15 protein-coding genes are annotated in these 19,321 nt (G+C 57.6%); 6 read left to right on the top strand and 9 right to left on the bottom strand.

All coding sequences use genetic code 11. The features are described 5' to 3' along the window. Window positions 1-33: 33 nt before the first annotated feature. The 3 genes from sstT to C1Y42_RS14730 form a co-directional block, all read right to left on the bottom strand. Complete coding sequence (gene sstT, locus C1Y42_RS14740) at window positions 34-1,269, bottom strand: serine/threonine transporter SstT (protein ID WP_031280144.1); 1,236 nt, start codon at window positions 1,267-1,269, stop codon at window positions 34-36. A gap of 228 nt (window positions 1,270-1,497) precedes the next feature. Next, the gene (locus tag C1Y42_RS14735) at window positions 1,498-2,469 is read right to left on the bottom strand and encodes a TerC family protein (protein ID WP_021509700.1); all 972 of its coding nucleotides are present in this window, start codon (window positions 2,467-2,469) and stop codon (window positions 1,498-1,500) included. Window positions 2,470-2,724: 255 nt separating this feature from the next. Beyond that, on the bottom strand, window positions 2,725-3,711 hold the full coding sequence (locus C1Y42_RS14730; RefSeq protein WP_104093854.1) for a Gfo/Idh/MocA family protein: 987 nt from the start codon (window positions 3,709-3,711) through the stop codon (window positions 2,725-2,727). A gap of 137 nt (window positions 3,712-3,848) precedes the next feature. On the opposite strand from C1Y42_RS14730, the gene C1Y42_RS14725 reads away from it, so the two are divergent. Next, a complete protein-coding gene (locus C1Y42_RS14725; protein WP_058771350.1) occupies window positions 3,849-5,537 on the top strand; it encodes a chloride channel protein in 1,689 nt (562 codons plus the stop codon). Here the strand turns inward: C1Y42_RS14725 and C1Y42_RS14720 are convergent. Further along, a complete protein-coding gene (locus C1Y42_RS14720; RefSeq protein WP_021509697.1) occupies window positions 5,534-6,034 on the bottom strand; it encodes a M48 family metallopeptidase in 501 nt (166 codons plus the stop codon). The genes C1Y42_RS14725 and C1Y42_RS14720 overlap by 4 nt on opposite strands. 81 nt (window positions 6,035-6,115) lie before the next feature. Between C1Y42_RS14720 and rlmG the strand changes: the two genes are divergently transcribed. Beyond that, the gene (rlmG, locus tag C1Y42_RS14715; RefSeq protein WP_104093853.1) at window positions 6,116-7,234 is read left to right on the top strand and encodes a 23S rRNA (guanine(1835)-N(2))-methyltransferase RlmG; all 1,119 of its coding nucleotides are present in this window, start codon (window positions 6,116-6,118) and stop codon (window positions 7,232-7,234) included. On the opposite strand, the gene C1Y42_RS14710 is transcribed toward rlmG, so the two are convergent. The 4 genes from C1Y42_RS14710 to C1Y42_RS23585 all read right to left on the bottom strand — a co-directional run bounded on the left by C1Y42_RS14710 (window position 7,235) and on the right by C1Y42_RS23585 (window position 14,158). Next, complete coding sequence (locus C1Y42_RS14710) at window positions 7,235-9,241, bottom strand: NADPH-dependent 2,4-dienoyl-CoA reductase (RefSeq protein ID WP_104093852.1); 2,007 nt, start codon at window positions 9,239-9,241, stop codon at window positions 7,235-7,237. It abuts the gene before it with no gap. Between the two features lie 318 nt (window positions 9,242-9,559). After that, window positions 9,560-10,183: a response regulator transcription factor gene (locus C1Y42_RS14705; protein ID WP_021509694.1), complete on the bottom strand. Its 624-nt coding sequence runs from the start codon at window positions 10,181-10,183 to the stop codon at window positions 9,560-9,562. A 99-nt stretch (window positions 10,184-10,282) separates the two neighbouring features. After that, a complete protein-coding gene (locus C1Y42_RS14700; RefSeq protein WP_104093851.1) occupies window positions 10,283-13,957 on the bottom strand; it encodes an ATP-binding protein in 3,675 nt (1,224 codons plus the stop codon). Between the two features lie 27 nt (window positions 13,958-13,984). Next, entirely contained in the window at window positions 13,985-14,158 is a 174-nt protein-coding gene (locus C1Y42_RS23585; protein ID WP_158251405.1) for a hypothetical protein, read from the bottom strand. Between the two features lie 299 nt (window positions 14,159-14,457). Between C1Y42_RS23585 and C1Y42_RS14695 the strand changes: the two genes are divergently transcribed. The 4 genes from C1Y42_RS14695 to C1Y42_RS14680 all read left to right on the top strand — a co-directional run bounded on the left by C1Y42_RS14695 (window position 14,458) and on the right by C1Y42_RS14680 (window position 18,533). Next, window positions 14,458-15,159: a response regulator transcription factor gene (locus C1Y42_RS14695; protein WP_058759838.1), complete on the top strand. Its 702-nt coding sequence runs from the start codon at window positions 14,458-14,460 to the stop codon at window positions 15,157-15,159. A 169-nt stretch (window positions 15,160-15,328) separates the two neighbouring features. Then, a complete protein-coding gene (gene idnD / locus C1Y42_RS14690) occupies window positions 15,329-16,360 on the top strand; it encodes an L-idonate 5-dehydrogenase (protein WP_058759837.1) in 1,032 nt (343 codons plus the stop codon). A gap of 9 nt (window positions 16,361-16,369) precedes the next feature. After that, window positions 16,370-17,134 (top strand): gluconate 5-dehydrogenase, encoded by a 765-nt coding sequence (idnO, locus tag C1Y42_RS14685; RefSeq protein WP_058759836.1) that lies wholly within the window; start codon window positions 16,370-16,372, stop codon window positions 17,132-17,134. 79 nt (window positions 17,135-17,213) lie between these two features. Beyond that, window positions 17,214-18,533 (top strand): gluconate:H+ symporter, encoded by a 1,320-nt coding sequence (locus C1Y42_RS14680; RefSeq protein ID WP_058771315.1) that lies wholly within the window; start codon window positions 17,214-17,216, stop codon window positions 18,531-18,533. Between the two features lie 31 nt (window positions 18,534-18,564). Here the strand turns inward: C1Y42_RS14680 and C1Y42_RS14675 are convergent, their stop codons facing one another. Continuing rightward, a complete protein-coding gene (locus tag C1Y42_RS14675; RefSeq protein ID WP_104093850.1) occupies window positions 18,565-19,275 on the bottom strand; it encodes a polyphenol oxidase family protein in 711 nt (236 codons plus the stop codon). Window positions 19,276-19,321: the final 46 nt, after the last annotated feature.

Here is a 19,321-nt window from a genome sequence, read left to right as displayed (position 1 = left end):
AAAGCGCGGCACCGGTGGGTGCCGCGACGCGGGTTAACCGGCCGTACGCGGCTGACGTTCCGCTTCCGCCTGACATACGGCGGCGGTAAACAGAATGTCGGTTGAGGAGTTCAGTGCGGTTTCGGCGGAATCCTGCAGTACGCCGATGATAAAACCGACCGCAACCACCTGCATCGCCAGATCGTTAGGAATGCCAAACATGTTGCAGGCAACCGGAATCAGCAGCAGTGAACCGCCCGCCACGCCGGACGCGCCACAGGCACACAGCGAGGCGACAAGGCTCAGCAGAATAGCGGTGGGCACGTCCACGGCAATGCCCAGCGTGTGCACCGCAGCCAGCGTCAGTACGGTAATGGTGATTGACGCACCCGCCATGCTGATGGTCGCACCGAGCGGAATCGATACCGAATAAGTGTCTTCATCCAGATTCAGGCGTTTGGCCAGCGCCATGTTGACCGGAATATTCGCCGCCGAGCTGCGGGTAAAGAATGCCGTTACGCCGCTTTCGCGCAGGCAGGTAAACACCAGCGGATAAGGATTGCGGCGGATTTTCTGAAACACCAGCATCGGGTTGACCACCAGCGCCATAATCAGCATGCAGCCAATCAGCAGCGTCAGCAGGTGGGCATATTGCCACAGCGCGCCGAAGCCGGTTGAGGCCAGAATCGATGCCACCAGGCCAAAAATGCCCAACGGCGCGCAGCGAATCACACAGCGCACCACCCAGGTCGCGGCATTCGACGCGTCGTTCAGGAAGGCTTTGCTGCTCGGGCTGGCATGACGAAACGCCAGGCCAAGACCAATCGCCCACACCAGAATGCCAATGTAGTTGGCGTTCATCAGCGCTTCAATCGGATTGGCGACCATGCTCATCAGCAGGCCGTGCAGCACTTCGGTGATGCCGGACGGCGGGGTAATTTCGGTCGCGCCGACGTCCATCGACAGCGTCTGTGGGAACAGATGGCTGAAAATCACCGCGACCACCGCCGCGAAGAAGGTACTGAGCAGGTACAGCATAATGATCGGGCGAATATTGGTTTTTTGCCCCTGCTGATGGTTGGCAATCGAAGAGATCACCAGCACCAGCACCAGCAGCGGTGCCACGGCTTTCAGCGCGCGCACGAACAGTTCACCCAGCAGGCCGACGGCCAGCGCGGCATCGCGTGAAAGCCACGCCAGCGCCACGCCGGCAATCAGGCCGATCATGATTTGTTTTACCAGGCTTCCTGAGAACAGCGCACCCAGCGGTCGAAGAAGATTATTTAGCATATTACGGTCTTTTTATCGCGGTATGAGTGTTGTGCGCGGTTGCTCCGCGCCAAACGGTTTGCCCGGCGGAGTATAAGGAAAAGAGCTGACGAGAAAAGAGATAATTCTGCCGGTGAGCGCCAGATCGGTTTTTTGATCTGCTGATGACGGGAAGTGTGACAGAGATATGAAACGCGAAGGTTGGCGCTGGCGAAACAAAGCAGGGGCGATTAGCGCCCCTGCAGAAGATTATCGTGAGATGCCTTTCTGGTCGTTTCTGTGGTTTACCCAGGCGTTAATCAGCAGCGTACCGCCGAGAATCACGCCGACCACCGTCAGCGAGATCGCCACCGGAATGTGGTAGAACTCGACGATCAGCATCTTGATACCGATAAACACCAGCACGATCGCCAGACCGTACTTCAGCATCGAGAAGCGCTCTGCCACGTTGGCCAGCAGGAAGTACATAGCGCGCAGGCCAAGGATGGCGAACAGGTTAGAGGTCAGCACGATGAACGGGTCGGTAGTGACGGCAAAAATAGCCGGAATACTGTCGACAGCGAAAATAACATCGCTCAGCTCCACCATAATCAGCACCAGCAGCAGCGGTGTGGCAAACAGCACGCCGTTTTTGCGGGTGAAGAACTTTTCGCCATGCAGTTCATCGGTCATGCGCAGATGCTTACGCAGCCAGCGCACCACCGGCTTATCGCCGACGGCAGCGTCATCGCCCTCTTTAGCGAAGGCCATTTTGATGCCGGTAAACAGCAGGAAAGCGCCGAAGATGTAGAGAATCCAGCTGAACTGTGTGACCAGCCAGCTGCCGGCAAAGATCATGATGGTACGCAGCACAATCGCGCCCAGCACGCCGTAAATCAGCACGCGGCGCTGAAGATTAGACGGAATGGCGAAGTAGCTGAACAGCATCAGCCAGACGAAGACGTTATCGACCGCCAGCGCTTTTTCCAGTACGTAACCCGTCAGGAAAGCCAGGGTTTGCGCGGTTGCGACTTCGCGCCCGGCGCTGCCGTCGAGATACCACCAGAACGCGGCGGCAAACAGCAAAGAAACGGAGATCCACACCAGCGACCAGACGGCGGCCTGTTTGAATGACATGGTTTGTGCGCCGCGTCGTCCCTGTAAGAAGAGATCGATCGCCAGCATGATGAGCACGACGACAGCGAAGCTGCCCCAGAGTAACGGTGTGCCTACAGAGTGCATAGTCGTATCCTGTCCTGAAAATGAAAAAACGGCTGAGTCAGAAGACGTCAGCCGCTTTATAGAGCTGCAAGCAAACCTCGCCTTCCGGCAAGGTCTCACTTACAACACAGAATCAATTCCGGGTTGCCTGACGACCGGATGCGCTACGCATCGTAATGACGATCGGTCAGCTTACAAGTTACTCCCCTTTGCTGCGGCCAACATACGTGCAACCGCGAGCAGATTCAATGGGGGAGCTGTAATATTTTGCAATATTTACACTTCTTTCCGATCCGCCGGAAATACCACGCCGGTCTGGCGACGAATCTCTGTCAGCAACCGGGCGGTAATGCGTGACACCTCCAGCGCAGGGTGCTCCACCTGGCGCGTTTCCACCAGCCGGGCGAAGGTCTCTGCTTCATACAGCATAGTATTGATGTGCTGTGGCTGCGTCAGGTTCTGGCTCTCGCCGCCGCGCGGAATCAGGCGCAGCTGCTGGCACTCGGAAATTTTCTCTATCACCAGCGAGCCGGCTTCGCCCTGGATTTCGCTGGGAATCAGGGAATCACTGACTTTCGAGTGCAGCAGCGTGACGTCGAAATCGCCGTAGTCCAGCACTACCACGCCGTGCGCATCGACGCCGCTTGCCAGCAGCGAGGCCTCAGCTTTCACCTGCTGCGGCGCGCCCCACAGGGTAACGGCAGCGGCGAGGCAGTAGTAGCCGATATCCATGATCGAACCGTTGGACCAGCGCGGGTTGAAGGTATTTGGGTTCCCACCGTCGAGATAGCGCTGATAGCGTGACGAATACTGACAGTAGTTGAACAGCGCTTTGCGCAGCGTGCCTAACTGCGGCAGCGCCTGTTGCAGGCGCAGGAATGTCGGCAGACTGGCGGTTTTGAACGCCTCAAACAGCACCACCTGATGCTGACGCGCACAGGCAATCATCGCCTCAGCTTCACGCAGGTTAGAGGCCAGCGGTTTTTCGCAGATGACGTGTTTGCCGTGCGACATGAACAGCAGCGCTTGCTCACAGTGCAGCGCATTGGGGCTGGCGATATACACCGCGTCGATTTCCGCACTTGCCGCCAGCGCCTCCAGTGAGGTAAAGGTCAGCGGACAGGGATAATCCGCGACAAAGGCGTCGGCCTGCTGCTGGCTGCGTGAATAGACGGCGCTCAGTTTCATTTTGCCGCTCTCGTGCGCGGCGTCGATAAACTGGCGGGTGATCCAGTTGGTTCCCACAATGGCAAAACGTATCACGGCTGGCTCTCCTGCACTCTGAAAGCGGCAGAGTAGCATGTTCCCTGGCGGCGCAGGCAGGCGAAATTTGATCCTGCGATCCGCATTCCAATATGATGATGCCAAACCCTTTTTTAACCGATATGCGGGGACGCCGGGTGAGCGGAAGCAAACACGCACTGAACTGGACCACACTGCTGATCGCCATTCCGGTGGGCCTGGTGGCCTCGCTGGTCACGCTGGCGTTTCGCGGCATCATCGATCTCATCAATCATTTGCTGTTTCACAGCGACAGCGAAATCACGGTCGCGATGCACGTCTGGCCGTGGATCTTCTGGCCGCTGCTGGTGGGGGCGGGCGGGCTGCTGGCCGGCTGGTTCCTGCGCTACGCGGTGGCGATTGAGCAGCAGGAGACGGTGAAAACCGATTACCTTGAAGTGATTAACGCGCGGCTGGATGCGGTGCCCACCAAAACCTCACTGTTTCGCGCACTGTCGTCGATTGCCAGTATCGGCAGCGGGGCGTCGATTGGTAAAGAGGGGCCGATGGTGCAGTTGTCGGCGCTGAGCGGCAGCCTGCTGGGGCGCTGGCTGCCAGCGTCCCTCAATATGCGCAACAGCGACATCGTCGCGATGGCCGCCGCCGCCGGTCTGTCGTCGGTGTATCACGCCCCGCTGGCGTCGGCGATTTTTGTCGCGGAAATTGCGTTTGGTATCTCTGCGCTACAGCGGCTGATTCCGCTGATTGTCGCCTCGGCAGTGGCGGTGATGACCATGTGGTCACTGGGCTTTCGCAGCGCGCTCTATCCGCTCTCCGACACGCTGTTTCAAATGGATCTCACCAGCCTGCTGATGACGGTAATCATTGGGTTTGCTGCGGGCGTGGCAGGCTGGCTGTTAATCAAGCTGATTGCGCGCAGCAAAGCGTTATTCAGCCGCGTGCACTCGCTGCCGTTCAGGCTGGGCGCAGGCGGCTTTGCGGTTGGCTTACTGGCGCTGATCTCCACCGATATCCTCGGTAACGGCTATGAAGTGATCGTGAAAATCATTGAAGGCAACTATCTGCTGGCGGGTCTGCTCGGCCTGCTGGTGCTGAAAATGCTGGCGACCACGCTCTCGGTCGGCTCCAACGCGGTAGGCGGCCTGTTCACGCCCTCATTATTGATTGGTGCGCTGCTCGGCGTGGCGCTGGCGCAGACTGGCGTGCTGCTGCATTTGCCGGTGGGCAATACACTGCTGTATGCGGCGGTGGGCATGGCGGCGGTGCTGGCAGCGGTCAGTCAGGCGCCGCTGATGGCGATGCTGATGGTGCTGGAGATGACGCTCAACAGCAGCCTGCTGTTCCCACTGATGATCGCCTCGGTGCTGGCGTCAATGCTGGTCTACCGGCTGCAGTCTGCCAGTACCTATCCGGTGGTAAGCCATCACCTTAATCGTTCAGAAGCGAAATATGATTTTGATAATATGCGGGTTGATCAGCTGATCATCCCCGGCGCGGCGCTGCAGCCGGCGGAATCGGTCGGGCAGGCGCTGGCGGTGAGTTCACTCAAGCGCGAGCGCTACGTCTACGTCATTAATCAGGCCGGTCAGTTTCTTGGCGTAGTATCAATTCATGACATTTCGCGCAAAGTGCTGGCACAGGAGATCACGCTGGATTCGCCGGTCAGCAGCGTGATGGATGATAATTTCCCCTGCATTTACCAGCATCAGAGCATGCGTGAAGGCTGGGAGGCGTTTGCACGCGTGACGCTGGAGCGTTTACCGGTGCTGAATAATGCGCAGGAGCGTCGCTTCCTCGGCGCATTGACCAAAACCAGTCTGATTCAGAAAGCGCAGGAGTTTCTTTAGGCCGCGTTGCCGCGCAGCGCCTGTTCGGTCATCCACAGGCGCGCGTCGAACTCCAGCTGGTGGTAGTCCGGTTCCATGTGGCAGCACAGCTGATAAAAGGCTTTGCTGTGATCTTTCTCTTTCAGGTGCGCCAGTTCGTGCACCACGATCATGCGCAGAAAGGGTTCCGGCGCGAGGCGGAAAAAGGTCGAGATGCGAATTTCGGCCTTGGCTTTCAGGTTACCGCCCTGCACGCGGGAAATGGCGGTATGCAGGCCAAGTGCATGCTTCATCACTTTGATTTTATTATCCCAGATGACCTTGCTCACCGGCGGTGCGCTGCGCATATAGCGGTTTTTCAGCGCCTGCGTGTAGTCATAAAGCGCGCGGTCGCTGACGACGTCGTGCGTATCGGGATAACGCTGCTGCAAAAAGGCGGCTAATCGCTGATTATCAATCAGCACTTGCACCTGTTCGAGGATGTTTTCAGGGTAACCCTGCAGATAGATTAATGACATTGGGATTCCCGACGAAAGACAGTATACTGCGCCCCCTTTTCAGGGCGAAAATCGCGCAAAGTGTACCACGCCGGAGATTCCATGAGCCAACTTGAACTGACCGATCGCACGCTGACGCTTCAGCGCTTCCCGCCGATGCGCGAAGAGAGCCCGCTACAGGCGTGGGACGCCGCAGATGAATATTTGCTGCAGCAGGCGCTGCCGGCAGGCCCGGTGCTGGTATTCAATGACAGCTTTGGCGCGCTGACCTGCGGGCTGAGCGATCGGGAAATCTGGCACGTCAGCGACTCGTGGCTCAGCCAGCAGGCTGCCCGGCAGAATCTGCGTCTCAACAGTCTGGATGAAGCGTCGGTACACTTTCTTGATAGCCTGGCGCCGTTGCCGGCTGCCCCGGCGGCGGTACTGATTAAGCTGCCCAAAGCGCTGGCGCTGCTTGAGCACCAGCTGCGCGCGCTGCGGACGGTCGTCACGCCGGATACCCTGATTCTGGCGGCCGGTAAAGCCAAAGATATCCATAATTCCACGCTGCAGCTGTTTGAACGCATTCTCGGTGAGAGCAAAACCTCGCTGGCGTGGAAAAAAGCGCGTCTGATTTACAGCCATTTCAGCGCCCCGGCGCTGGCGGACGTGCCGGCGACCACCGTGTGGCCGCTCGACGAGACGCCGTATCACATCCACAATCACGCCAATGTGTTCGCCCGCGCGGCGCTGGATATTGGCGCGCGCTTCTTTCTGCAACATCTGCCGCACGATATTGAAGGCGAAATCGTCGATCTCGGCTGCGGTAACGGCGTGATCGGCCTGCAGGCACTGGAACAGAATCCGCAGGCCGAGGTGCTGTTCGTCGATGAATCTTACATGGCGGTGGCCTCCAGCCAGCTCAACGTTGAGCTGAACCGACCACAGGATCTGGCGCGCTGCCAGTTTCGGGTTAACAACGTGCTGAGCGGTTTTCCGTCGGACCGGCTGCATGCGGTGCTGTGCAATCCGCCGTTCCATCAGCAGCACGCGGTGACCGACCACCTGGCGTGGCAGATGCTGCGTGACGCCAAACGCTGCCTGCAGTATGGCGGCGAGCTGCGCATCGTCGGCAACCGCCACCTTGGCTATCATCAGAAAATGAAGAAGCTGTTTGGCAACTGCGAACTGGTGGCCTCTAACGCCAAATTTGTGGTACTGCGTTCGGTCAAGCTGCGTTAATCACAAGCTGAGCGCCAGTTCGGTGGCCTGAGCAATGGCGCGCCGTGCATCCAGCTCCTGCGCGACGTCGGCGCCGCCGATCAGCCGCACGGCTTTGCCGCGTGCGGTCAGCGCCTGCGCCAGCGTACGCAGCGGTTCCTGACCGGCGCAAATCACGATGTTATCTACCGCCAGCGTCAGCGCTTCCCCCTGATGGCGCAGGTGCAGCCCGTCATCATCAATCTTCAGATACTCGACATCGCCCCACATCTGCACGCCGTGCGCCTGCAGGCTGGCGCGATGGATCCAGCCGGTGGTTTTCGCCAGCCCGGCGCCCGGTTTGCCGGATTTACGCTGCAGCAGCCAGATCTGGCGGTCGGCAGGAGCCGGCTGTGGACGCATTAAACCGCCGCGCGCCTGCAGGCTGCGATCGATGCCCCAGTTTTGGTAGAAGTCTTCCTCGCGACCGGCGTGCTGCAGCAGAAACTCCGCGGTGTCGAAACCAATGCCGCCGGCACCGATAATCGCCACGCGCTGGCCAACCGGTTTTTTATCGCGTATCACATCGAGGTAGCTCAGAACGCTGGGGTGATCGATGCCGGGAATGGTTAGCTGGCGCGGTGTGATGCCGGTAGCAATGATGACTTCATCCGCCAGCTCCAGCTCTTCGGCGCTGACGCGGTGATTGAGGCGCAACGCAACGCCTGCTGCTGCCAGCTGATGGCGAAAATAGCGTAGCGTCTCGCTGAACTCCGCCTTGCCGGGGATCTGGCGGGCAATGTTGAACTGGCCGCCAATCTGCGCATCGGCTTCGTACAGGGTGACGCGATGGCCGCGCTGCGCCGCCTGCAGCGCGAACGCCATACCGGCCGGACCGGCACCCACCACCGCCAGCCGTTTTGGCTGCGCGACGGCGATGACCGGCATCAGCGTTTCGTGACAGGCGCGCGGATTGACCAGGCAGGAAGTGACCTTGCCGGCAAAGATTTGATCGAGACAGGCCTGATTACAGGCGATGCAGGTATTGATGGCGTCGGGCTGGCCCGCCTGCGCTTTGCTGACAAACGCGGCATCGGCAAGAAATGGCCGCGCCATCGACACCATGTCGGCAATACCGTCGCGCACAATCTCCTCCGCTACCTGGGGATGATTAATACGGTTGGTAGCGATAACCGGTACGCTGACGTGCTGGCGCAGATGCTGCGTGACCCAGGCGAAACCGGCACGCGGCACGCAGGTGGCAATGGTGGGAATGCGTGCTTCATGCCAGCCAATGCCGCTGTTGAACAGCGTCACGCCGCGCTGCTCCAGCGCCGTGGCAAGCTGCAGCGTCTCCTGCAGCGAGCTGCCGTTATTCACCAGGTCGAGCATCGACAGGCGAAAAATAATAATAAAGGCATCACCGACGGCGGCGCGCACCGCCTGTGTTACTTCCAGCGCAAAGCGCTGCCGGCGCGCCACATCACCGCCCCAGCCGTCGTCGCGCTGATTGGTATGGGCGACCAGGAACTGATTAATCAGGTAGCCTTCGGAACCCATGATTTCGACGCCGTCGTAACCGGCCTGCTGCGCCAGCCGGGCGCAGCGCGCGAAATCCGCGATGGTTTGTTCAATCTGCGCTTCGCTCAGTGCCTGCGGTGTAAACGGGTTGATGGGCGCCTGTAGCGCCGAGGGCGCCACCAGATCGCGCTGATAGCTGTAGCGCCCGGCGTGCAGGATCTGCAGCGCAATTTTGCCCCCCTGAGCATGTACCGCATCAGTTATCTGGCGGTGCCAGCCGCACTGGGTTTCGTTCGTCAGCATGGCTCCGCCCTGCGCCACCACGCCCTGCGCATTGGGCGCGATGCCGCCGGTCACAATCAGCGCAACGCCTTCCCGGGCGCGCTCGGCGTAGAAGGCAGCGAGGCGCTGAGCGCCATCAGCATGCTCTTCCAGACCGGTGTGCATTGAGCCCATCAGGAAACGGTTTTTCAGTTGCGTAAAGCCCAGATCCAGCGGGGCAAACAGATGCGGATAACGCTCAGTCATGATCACTTACTCAGTGAGTGGTCGGATGAGTGAACTCTAGCGGGAAAAGTGCGGGCTGGAAATTTGCGGCGCTCAGCCTGTGAGAAACATCAAAAAAAAGCAGGGCGGCAAGTCGCAGACGAAAGTATCGGACCACTTTCGCCAGGCACGGGAAGAAACCTGCGCGCCCTGTAATGGCATGAAGATTGGGCTAATAAATTAGCTCTGTGGTTATAAATTCCTGTATGACTCAATCTCTATAACAATCCCGGGTGAGGACGAGGTGATGATGCCATGCCTCAGTCGAATTAATCCGCAAGACTGGTCTTGATTTTGGCTTCAGCAGGCACCATTTCGCCGTGCCAGTTCGATAATATCGACCAGATTCTTTGATTCGAGCTTTTGAAAAATCTTAGTTTTATAAGTACTGATAGTTTTGTTATTTAATCCTAATTCACAGGCAATGATTTTATTGGATTTTCCCTGCGCCAGCTGACGTAAAATAAGCGTTTCCCGCTCGGTCAGGCGCGACAGCATATCCTGTTCATTCACATAGCGCTGGCGCCGGTCAAGAATATCGCCGGGCAGATAATTTACATTATTAAATACGCAGCCAATGGCGGCGATCAGCGTCTGAATCGGGTCGTATTTCGACACGAAGCCGTTAGCGCCCTGACTAAGCGATTGTATAAGCAGGTGATTGTTACTGCTCTGACTGAGCAGAATGACTTTCATCCAGGTTTTAGATTTTACGATATCGCGTAAAAAGGCGATGCCATTTTTCTCTTTAAAATCAGGATCTAAAATCAGGATGTCGATGTGCTGATGAATAACATCGTCAATACCATCATTAATTGTGTTTGCTGTAGTGACACAATTAAAGCCATTCATTAATAATAAAGCCTGCACCCCAGCCGCAACAAGGCGATGCTCATCAACGATGAGAATTTTTGCATTAAACATAGATCTCCCTTTTACGACACCGATATGATGGCGCTGGCGGACATTATGTCTGGCGGCTTATCCCGGCGAACCGAGAAATGTCTTGATAAGATTATGTTTTTATAAAACCTGCTGATTTTTCAGCCGATATTGTTCAAAGATAATTAATGTTTCATTGACGGCGTTAATTTCGCACGCGATGGCGGCAATCAGCTGCGCGACATCGTGTCCTTCCTGCTGGTGTTTCTCCAGCTTGCGCCCCAGCTCCATCAGCGCGCTGGCATTAAGAATACTGGCACCGCCTTTCAGCTTATGGCCAAGCTGTGACAGCGCGTGAGCATCAGTGGTTTGCTGCAGCGCCGCCAGCAATTCATCGTGGCTGGTGCGAATACTTTCCAGCAGGGTGATGCAGCTGGCAGGATCGCGCTCAGCCAGCTGCATCAGCAGCGGCGCAAAAGTCGGAACCGCCGCAGGGGCCGGCAGCGCGGCGACGGCGGTATCAGCAACAGGTTGCCCGGTCACGGCTGCTGCCTCGCTGTCAGGCGCGTTTGGCGTGCGGCGCGGACAGTGGGTGATTTGCGCCAGCAACGTATCCAGATTAAGCGGCTTGAACAGGCAGTCGTTCATGCCAGCCTGCAGGCAACGCTGCATGATGTGCTGCTCGGCGGAGGCGGTCAGGCCGTATAGCGTGATCGGCGGCAGATGATAGTGGCGTTCATGCTGGCGCAGCGCCTGGGCAAATTCAAACCCGTTCATGCCAGGCATATTGCAGTCGGTAATGATCAGGTCAAAGCGCAGCGGATCCTGCTGCCACAGCTTCAGCGCTTCGACGGCGCTTTCGCTCACCACCACCTGATGGCCCGCCAGCTCCAGCTGTTTACCCAGCAGCAGGCGATTAGGCGCATGATCATCAATCACCAGCACCGACAGCTTGTCGGTGACCAGCGGCTGTGACAGATGCGGTTGGGTTTGATCGCGCGGTTCGCCGGCCGGCGCGCGGAAGTAGAAGGAGAACACCGATCCTTCACCTGGCGTACTCTCCACAATCAGTTCGCCATCCAGCAGCTCTGCCAGATTGCGGCAGATGCTCAGGCCAAGACCGGTGCCAATCTGCTGCTGCTGACGTTCTCCGACCTGGACAAATGGCTCAAAAATCGCCTGCTGCTGCTCCTCGGTCATGCCGCAGCCGTCATCGCTCACTTCTATGACGAACTCACAACCTTCCTCTTCCTGGCCAATCCCCTGCATCAGCACCACGGTTACGCTGCCGCGATCGGTAAATTTAATGGCGTTACTCAATAGGTTAGACAGGATCTGGTTGATCATCAGCGGATCGGTCTGTACCCAGTAGGCCGCGATGTCCATCTCTACGCGCAGATCGATCCCTTTGCTTTCGGCCTTGTTGCGAAACAGCGTCACCGCCTGATCGATCACATCCGGCAGGTAAACAGTTTCCGGCGTGGGTTGATACTGGCCAGATTCGATCTTCGACAGATCGAGGATATCGCCGATCAGCGACAGCAGCGCGCGCGCCGAGCTGTAGGCGACGCGAATATTCTCTGACAGCGTCTCACACGGCTGCGAGCGGGTTTCCAGCTCCAGCAAACCAATGATGGCGTGCAGCGGCGTGCGGATCTCATGGCTCATGCTGGCGAGAAACTCACTTTTGGAGCGGTTGGCTTTGTCTGCGGTGTCCTTGGCCAGCTGCAGCTCCTGCAACAGCGCGTTACGTTCGGTGACATCGACCCAGCCGCCGATCACCCCGGCAACTTCCCCCAGCCGATCGCGAAACGGCAGCGTCCAGTGGTACAGATGGAAGGCCTGCTGGCCAAACATCAGCTGGACGTCGCGCATTACCGCTTCACCATCCTGCAGCGTCTGCTGGTAACCATCTTCAATGGTATGAATGCTGGCGTTATTGGTGTTGAACACGTCCGACAGTCGTTTACCGATTACCTCGTCGCGTTTGATGTGCAAAAAGCGCAGATAGGCATTGTTACAGTCCACCAGCCGCGTTTGCTTATCGCGGATGTACATTGCCACCGGCGAGTCATTAAACAGCGTGTGGGTAAAATTGAGCTGATTTTTCAGCGCATTCTCTGCCTGCATACGCTGCTGAATCACTTTGCGCAGATGGTGGTTCCACAGCAGGATCAACAGAATCAATCCCAGCGATACCGAAACGATCAGCAGAATCGTTTGCTTGTAATTCTGCCACGAGCTGCTGAGAAACGGCGGTTCCGCCTGACGCCACTGCGCCATCAGCTTAAACAGGGTTTCCGGCGGGATGGCCAGCAGCGCTTTATCGAGAATGCTGATCAGCGTCTCATTGCCTGGCTCTACGCGCATCACAAAGCGCGCGGGGTCGGCGCCCAGCGTACCCTCGACGATCAGCCCGCTGCCAAAATGGTTGCGCAGATGGTAGTCGGCAAAAATTTTCGGCACGATCACCGCATCGACCTTGCGCGCCAGCAGCTGGCGCAGCGCATCCAGCGGACGATCGGTATCGCTCACCGACAGGTGCGGATAGTGCTCCTGCAGCCAGCTTTTCATCAGCGGATTTTTTAGCATCAGCGCCGAACCAAACGGAAAGGTGTCACGTGCCATGATGTTTCCCGGCTGCTGATTGCGGATGATCACCCAATGCGAAACCAGCCACGGACGTGTAATCAGAGCCGGTTGTGCTTCGAACTGTGGCTCCAGAATTTCCAGTGGAAACAGCTTTGGCAAAGGACGTCCGCCGGGGTGTTCATGACTGGCGTGCGCCACAAAATTCAGGCCGGTCTGGCTGGTGATCAGCTCCAGCACGTCCGGCGCCATGCCGCGAAACTGCTCTGCCGGCGTCCGGCTGCTGAGCGGTGCCTGCGCCAGCGGCAAGGTGGTCTCGATGTGAATGTTGTTTTGCAGCCACTGCTCTTCGTCGGCGGTGAGCGCCAGCGGATTGCGTTGCAGTACATGATGGGGATCGAGCTGCCAGCGTTTGGCAATCTGCATGCGGATAGACAGCGGAATCTGCGGCAGCGCCTGGTTGATGGCGTCGGCCAGCGCAGGATACAGCGGACTGATGCCGAAACCGACGTTGAGCGGAATCGTATGCTCATCGGCCAGAATAGTAAGCGCGTTGGCAAACAGATAGCGGTTGAGGTGCGTCAGCGTCGCCGCATTTCCCCAGACGCGCGCCGTCTGACCATAAACGGTGGCGGCAACGGCATCATAGTAGCCCGGGAAACGCACCAGCTGCGCGTTTTCGTATGTCTCTTCCAGGTACTGGCGCTGTAGCGGCGTGCCTGACCAGGCGACTTGCTCGGGCATGCCGTTATTGAGAAAAAGGTCGCTGTCGGTCTTTAGTCCCATCACGCTGTAATCCAGCATCCACGGGGCGCTGGCCAGCAGCGGCTGCGACTGTGACGACGGCTGGGCGACGTAAATCGCCAGCATATGCATTTCGCCTTTCAGCACCGCCTGCTGCGCGGCGCTATGGCTGGGGAAGTGATAAAGCTCAATGCTGGTCTCCAGCATGCTTTGTATCAGCGACAGGTAATCGGCGCTCAGGCCTTCGAAGCGGCGCGTATCGGTATCCATATATATCGGTGGCTGTGATTTACCGGCCACCGCGACTTTAATCACTTTATTTCGAAAGGCTGAAGAGATGGGCTCCGCCAGCTGCAGCGCGGGCTGTGCGGTATCGTAACGCGCTAAAAGCTGCAACGGTTTGATCTGCGCCTGCAGCGCGCCGCAAAAAAAAATAAACAGGACCACGCCCGCCAGACGGATGAAATTAACAGGATTAAACACCGTGCGTTCCTGAAGAAAATAAAGTCATTAATGCCGATAAGGGAAAAGGAGTATAAAGAGATTTTTCCCGCCTGCCTGATCTAATGCCGCATTAAGGATATTTTGCGACCATTCTCGAATGTTTAACTCATTATTAACATTTGCAGTTTTTTTTAGATATTGCTTTTGCTTTGATTTCAAAAATTTCAACGGTTTATCCATAAAATGACCTTTCAAGACAATTCTTATGTGGTCCTTTCGCAGAGTTACGTCAGAATTTTCGCAGTTTTTCCGGGGCCGCTAACCGCTGCTGGCCATTCATCCGGTAACACTACCTTTTAAATAGCGGTAATAAGTTAAACGCGTAAGCAAGATTCTAATTTTTGTTAACCTGGTGACGTTTGGTTTAAACCGTTGCAAGCGATTTTCCCGGCAGCGGTCAGCGCATACTTTCAGGTCATTTTCACTGGTGTGGTTATCAGTACTGGACAAAATTGAGACTGTAATAAAGGAATAAAAGAATGGTATATGCACATAATAAACAGGTGCGTGTCGCTGTCCTTGATGATCACCCGATGGTTCGTACCGTTTTCGAGTTATGCCTGAAACACGAACCCGATATTCATCTGGTCGGGACCTGGTCTTCAAGTAATGAACTGTTTAGTCAGCTGCGCAGCACCACGGTGGATGTGCTGGTGCTGGACTTTTTGCTGGGCGAGCGGGAACTGGATGGCCTGGCACTGGTGAAACAGCTGCGAAATCACTATCCGCAGCAAAAGATTTTGATCTCATCGTCCATGGAGAGTCCGGCGATTGTCAAAATGGTGCTGAGCGCCGGCGTTAAGGGCTTTATTGGAAAAAGCCACAATATGCAGGAGATCGTCCAGGCGATTCGTCAGGTGGCGCAGGGGCGGCTATTCCTGTCGCAGGAAGTGGCGTACGAGGTGGAAAACCTCTACGTGATGAATGAAGACGCCATCAACGAAAATCTCGATCTCTCCAGCAAAGGCAATATGTACGAGAAGGTCAAAACCCTTAGTCCGCGCGAAGTAGAAGTGGTGCGCTGTTTTCTGGATGGGCTCAGCGTGTCGCAAATTGCCGTGAAGTTTAAACGCAGCCGCAAAACCGTGAGCGGACAAAAGCAGTCGGCGCTGAAAAAGCTCGGCCTGCGCTCGGATTCGGAATTGTTTAAATACAGCCACGACCTGATGTCGGGTAGCTAATCCCTGTTTAAGGCGGTCAGGAATGGCCGCCGTCTGCTTTTCCGCCTCTCTGCATCACGTTCCCGGTAACAGCCGTTTTGTAACATCGCTTTGAGTGATGTCCGTCACAGTTTCGCCGGCCGTATCCCGCTGTGATAGCCCCCATTGCTACAGCACTGAAGGGGCTACAATGAATATTGAAACGCAATCCTGCGTCATTACCGGCAAAAAACAGGTCAGCGTCGCACAGCAGCAGGTGCAGTGGGATGGCACCGGCACGCTGGTGCGCATCACGCGCGGCGGCATCTGCGGGTCCGATCTGCACTACTATCAGGAAGGTAAAGTCGGCAGCTTCGAAGTGAAGATGCCGATGATCCTCGGCCATGAAGTGATCGGCTACGTGGTGGAGAGCGACGATCCGCAGCTCCAGCCCAACCAGAAAGTGGCGGTCAATCCCTCAAAGCCGTGCGGCAGTTGTAAATACTGCCTGCGCGAGCAGCAAAATCAGTGCACCTCAATGCGCTTTTTCGGCAGCGCCATGTATCTGCCGCACGTGGATGGTGGCTTCACGCAATACAAAGTGGTCGATAGCGCGCAGTGCGTGCCGTTTCCGCAGGAGGCCGATGACAGCGTAATGGTGTTTGCTGAACCGCTGGCTGTGTGCATCCACGCCACGCAGCAGGCGGGCGATCTGAGCGGCAAAACCGTGTTCATTTCCGGCGTCGGGCCGATTGGCTGTCTGATTGCCGCCGCTGCCAAAGCCCGCGGAGCTGCCGAGATTATTTGCAGCGATATCAGCGAACGCTCGCTTAGCCTGGCGCAGCAGATGGGCGCGACCGGGGTGATCCACGCGGCTGACGGTGATTTCACGCCCTACCTTGCAGATAAAGGCTTCTTCGATGTCGCTTTCGAGGCTTCCGGCCATCCGTCCTCGCTGCAGCGTTGTCTCGACGTGGTATGCGCCAAAGGCACGCTGGTACAGGTTGGCATGGGCGGTACGATTCCGGATTTCCCGCTGATGACGCTGATCGCCAAAGAGATCAATCTGGTCGGTTCGTTCCGTTTCACCCACGAATTCAACACGGCGGTTGACTGGCTGGCACGCGGCGTGGTCAATCCGCTGCCGCTGTTCAGCGGCGAGTATGACTTACAGGATATCGACGCGGCGCTGCAGTTTGCCGGAGATAAAACCCGGGCGGCGAAAGTCCAGTTAACGTTTTAAGGAGTCAGTATGAGTCAGCTATTTTCCCTGGCGGGCAAGCGTGTGTTGCTCACCGGTTCGGCGCGCGGCATCGGTTTTCTGCTGGCGCGCGGTCTGGCGGAGGCGGGCGCGGAAGTGATCATAAACGCCACCACCGAGGGCGGCGCAGAGCAGGGCGCGGCGAAACTGCGCGAGCTGGGTTATCACGCACGGGCGAAGGCCTTTGACGTCACGCAGTCGGCGCAGGTTCAGCAGGCGGTCGAGGAGATTGAAAGTCAGTGGGGCGCGATTGATATCCTGGTGAACAATGCCGGCATTCAGCGCCGCCGGCCGTTTCTCGAGTTTCCCGAGCAGGACTGGAACGACGTGATTGCCGTCAACCAGACAGCGGTGTTTCTGGTGTCACAAACCGTGGCGAAAAGAATGGTGCAGCGTCAGCGCGGAAAAATCATCAACATCGGCTCGATGCAGAGCGAACTGGGGCGCGACACCATCACGCCGTATGCCGCCTCCAAGGGCGCGGTCACCATGCTGACGCGCGGCATGTGCGTGGAGCTGGCGCGCCACAATATTCAGGTTAACGCCATTGCGCCGGGCTATTTCGTCACCGAGATGACCCAGACGCTGGCTGACGATCCGGCCTTCACCGGCTGGCTGACCAAACGTACGCCGGCTGCGCGCTGGGGCAAGCCGGAAGAGCTGATTGGCGCGGCGGTGTTCCTGGCGTCGGGCGCATCTGATTTCGTCAATGGCCATCTGCTGTTTGTTGATGGCGGTATGCGCGTCGCCGTGTAATGCCGTGGCGCGGCTGGCGTAATTGCCGGCGCGCGCCTAAACCTTAAACACCCCTCTGTCTTCCTAAGGATAATAAAAAATGCCAATAACCATAATTGTGCTGGGTGTGATACTGCTGCTGGTTCTGATGATTGTCTTCAAGGTCAACGGCTTCATTGCGTTGGTGTTTGTCTCGGCGGTGGTAGGTATCGCCGAAGGCATGACGCCGCTCAATGTGATGGCCTCGATTCAGAAAGGTATTGGTTCCACGCTTGGCGGCCTGGCGATGATCCTCGGCTTTGGTGCCATGCTCGGGCGGCTGGTGTCCGATACCGGCGCTGCCCAGCGGGTGGCCACCACGCTGATTGCCGCGTTCGGTAAACAGCGGCTGCAGTGGGCGCTGGTGGTCACCGGACTGATCGTCGGTCTGGCGATGTTCTATGAAGTCGGTTTTGTGCTGCTGCTGCCGCTGGTGTTCACCATCGTTGCGGCGGCCGGACTGCCGCTGCTGTACGTCGGCGTGCCGATGGTGGCAGCGCTGTCGGTGACACACTGCTTCCTGCCGCCGCATCCCGGCCCAACCGCCATTGCCACCATCTTTGGTGCCAATCTCGGCACCACGCTGCTGTACGGCTTAATCATTACCATCCCGACGGTGATCATTGCCGGCCCGATTTTCTCAAAATTCCTCAAAAGCTTCGAAAAGTCGCCGCCGGAAGGGCTGTATAACCCTAAAATCTTCACCGAAGAGGAGATGCCGGGCTTCTTTATCAGCATCTTTGCCGCGGTGATTCCGGTAGTGCTGATGGCGATTGCGGCAGTCTGCGAACTGACGATGCCGAAAGAGAATGCGCTGCGCCAGTTCTTTGAATTTATCGGCAATCCGGCGGTGGCGCTGTTTATCGCCGTGGTAATTGCGGTGTTCACCCTCGGTCTGCGTAACGGGCGCAAAATGGAGCAGGTGATGGATATGTGTGGCGATTCGATTGCCGCCATCGCCATGATCGTCTTTATCATTGCCGGCGGCGGCGCCTTTAAGCAGGTGCTGGTGGATAGCGGTGTCGGTAACTATATCGCCGATCTGATGAAAGGATCGTCGCTGTCACCGCTGCTGATGTGCTGGACGGTGGCGGCAATGCTGCGCATCGCGCTGGGATCGGCCACCGTCGCGGCGATCACCACCGCCGGCATCGTAACGCCGATCATTGCCGCCACCCATACCGATCCGGCGCTGATGGTGCTGGCGGTTGGTTCAGGCAGCGTGATCGCTTCGCACGTGAACGATCCCGGTTTCTGGCTGTTCAAAGGCTATTTCAACCTGAGCGTGGTTGAAACCCTGAAAACCTGGACGGTAATGGAAACGCTGATCTCCATCCTCGGCCTCGCCGGTGTGCTGGCGCTCAACGCCATCATTCACTAAGGCCCGCGCTTCACAGGGAGGTGAAGCGTGCTTACGCACGGCGGCGAATCCACGAGAAACGTGACTGATAGCCGCTGTCAAAATGGGTGTTATAGCGATAGCTCGAACCCGCCTCCGCCATGCAATAAGTACACACCGCCACGCGATCAATCTGCGCCGCCGGGATGCCGCGCTGTAACAGCAGGTCCTGCGCCAGCTGAGGCAAATCAAACCATACTCCCTGATGATGCGCCTGTGCCTGAGGTCGGATTGCCTGCGGATTATGCGGCTGTTGCTGTGACCAGCTTAGCGCCGGCAGGTCCGGGCGCTGCTGCATCTGTGCGATGCGATCGACGCCCAGCTCGTAGCAGCACGGGCCGATCGCCGGACCGATCGCCACCAGCAGGGATGCCGGCGTCGCGCCACCCGCCAGCAGCTGATCGAGGGCACTGCTCAGCACGCCGCCGAGCGTACCCTGCAAGCCGGCATGCACCGCCGCCACCTGATGCGTTTTCACATCGGCAAACAGCACCGGCAGACAGTCAGCGGTGTAAACCGCAACCGGCCGATGATCGTCACCGATCACCCCATCGGATTCACAACTTTTCGGCGGCCGGTTTTGTCCGGCCAGCACCACTTTTGCGCTGTGCCGCTGCTGTCCGTACGCCGCAGCGGCCGGTGCCGGCTGACCGGCAGGCTGAAAGGCATACTCCAGCCAGCGTTGACTCTCCAGCAGCGCCGAGCGCGGCCCGCGATTATCCATAAGTGTCTCCTGTGACCTGACCCCGGTTTTCCTCTGCCCACAGCTT

This window comes from Pantoea sp. ICBG 985, assembly GCF_002928365.1.
GTDB classification, from domain to species: Bacteria; Pseudomonadota; Gammaproteobacteria; order Enterobacterales; family Enterobacteriaceae; genus Pantoea; species Pantoea dispersa.
This window is presented reverse-complemented; position numbering and strand designations above follow the sequence as displayed.

Excerpts from the sequence above, each read along its gene's own strand:
- C1Y42_RS14735 (WP_021509700.1), bottom strand. The coding sequence starts at position 2,469 with ATGCACTCTGTAGGCACACCGTTACTCTGGGGCAGCTTCGCTGTCGTC.
- idnD (WP_058759837.1), top strand. The coding sequence starts at position 15,329 with ATGAATATTGAAACGCAATCCTGCGTCATTACCGGCAAAAAACAGGTC.
- rlmG (WP_104093853.1), top strand. The coding sequence starts at position 6,116 with ATGAGCCAACTTGAACTGACCGATCGCACGCTGACGCTTCAGCGCTTC.
- C1Y42_RS14695 (WP_058759838.1), top strand. The coding sequence starts at position 14,458 with ATGGTATATGCACATAATAAACAGGTGCGTGTCGCTGTCCTTGATGAT.
- C1Y42_RS14675 (WP_104093850.1), bottom strand. The coding sequence starts at position 19,275 with ATGGATAATCGCGGGCCGCGCTCGGCGCTGCTGGAGAGTCAACGCTGG.
- C1Y42_RS14705 (WP_021509694.1), bottom strand. The coding sequence starts at position 10,183 with ATGTTTAATGCAAAAATTCTCATCGTTGATGAGCATCGCCTTGTTGCG.
- C1Y42_RS23585 (WP_158251405.1), bottom strand. The coding sequence starts at position 14,158 with ATGGATAAACCGTTGAAATTTTTGAAATCAAAGCAAAAGCAATATCTA.
- C1Y42_RS14680 (WP_058771315.1), top strand. The coding sequence starts at position 17,214 with ATGCCAATAACCATAATTGTGCTGGGTGTGATACTGCTGCTGGTTCTG.
- C1Y42_RS14720 (WP_021509697.1), bottom strand. The coding sequence starts at position 6,034 with ATGTCATTAATCTATCTGCAGGGTTACCCTGAAAACATCCTCGAACAG.
- sstT (WP_031280144.1), bottom strand. The coding sequence starts at position 1,269 with ATGCTAAATAATCTTCTTCGACCGCTGGGTGCGCTGTTCTCAGGAAGC.
- C1Y42_RS14710 (WP_104093852.1), bottom strand. The coding sequence starts at position 9,241 with ATGACTGAGCGTTATCCGCATCTGTTTGCCCCGCTGGATCTGGGCTTT.
- idnO (WP_058759836.1), top strand. The coding sequence starts at position 16,370 with ATGAGTCAGCTATTTTCCCTGGCGGGCAAGCGTGTGTTGCTCACCGGT.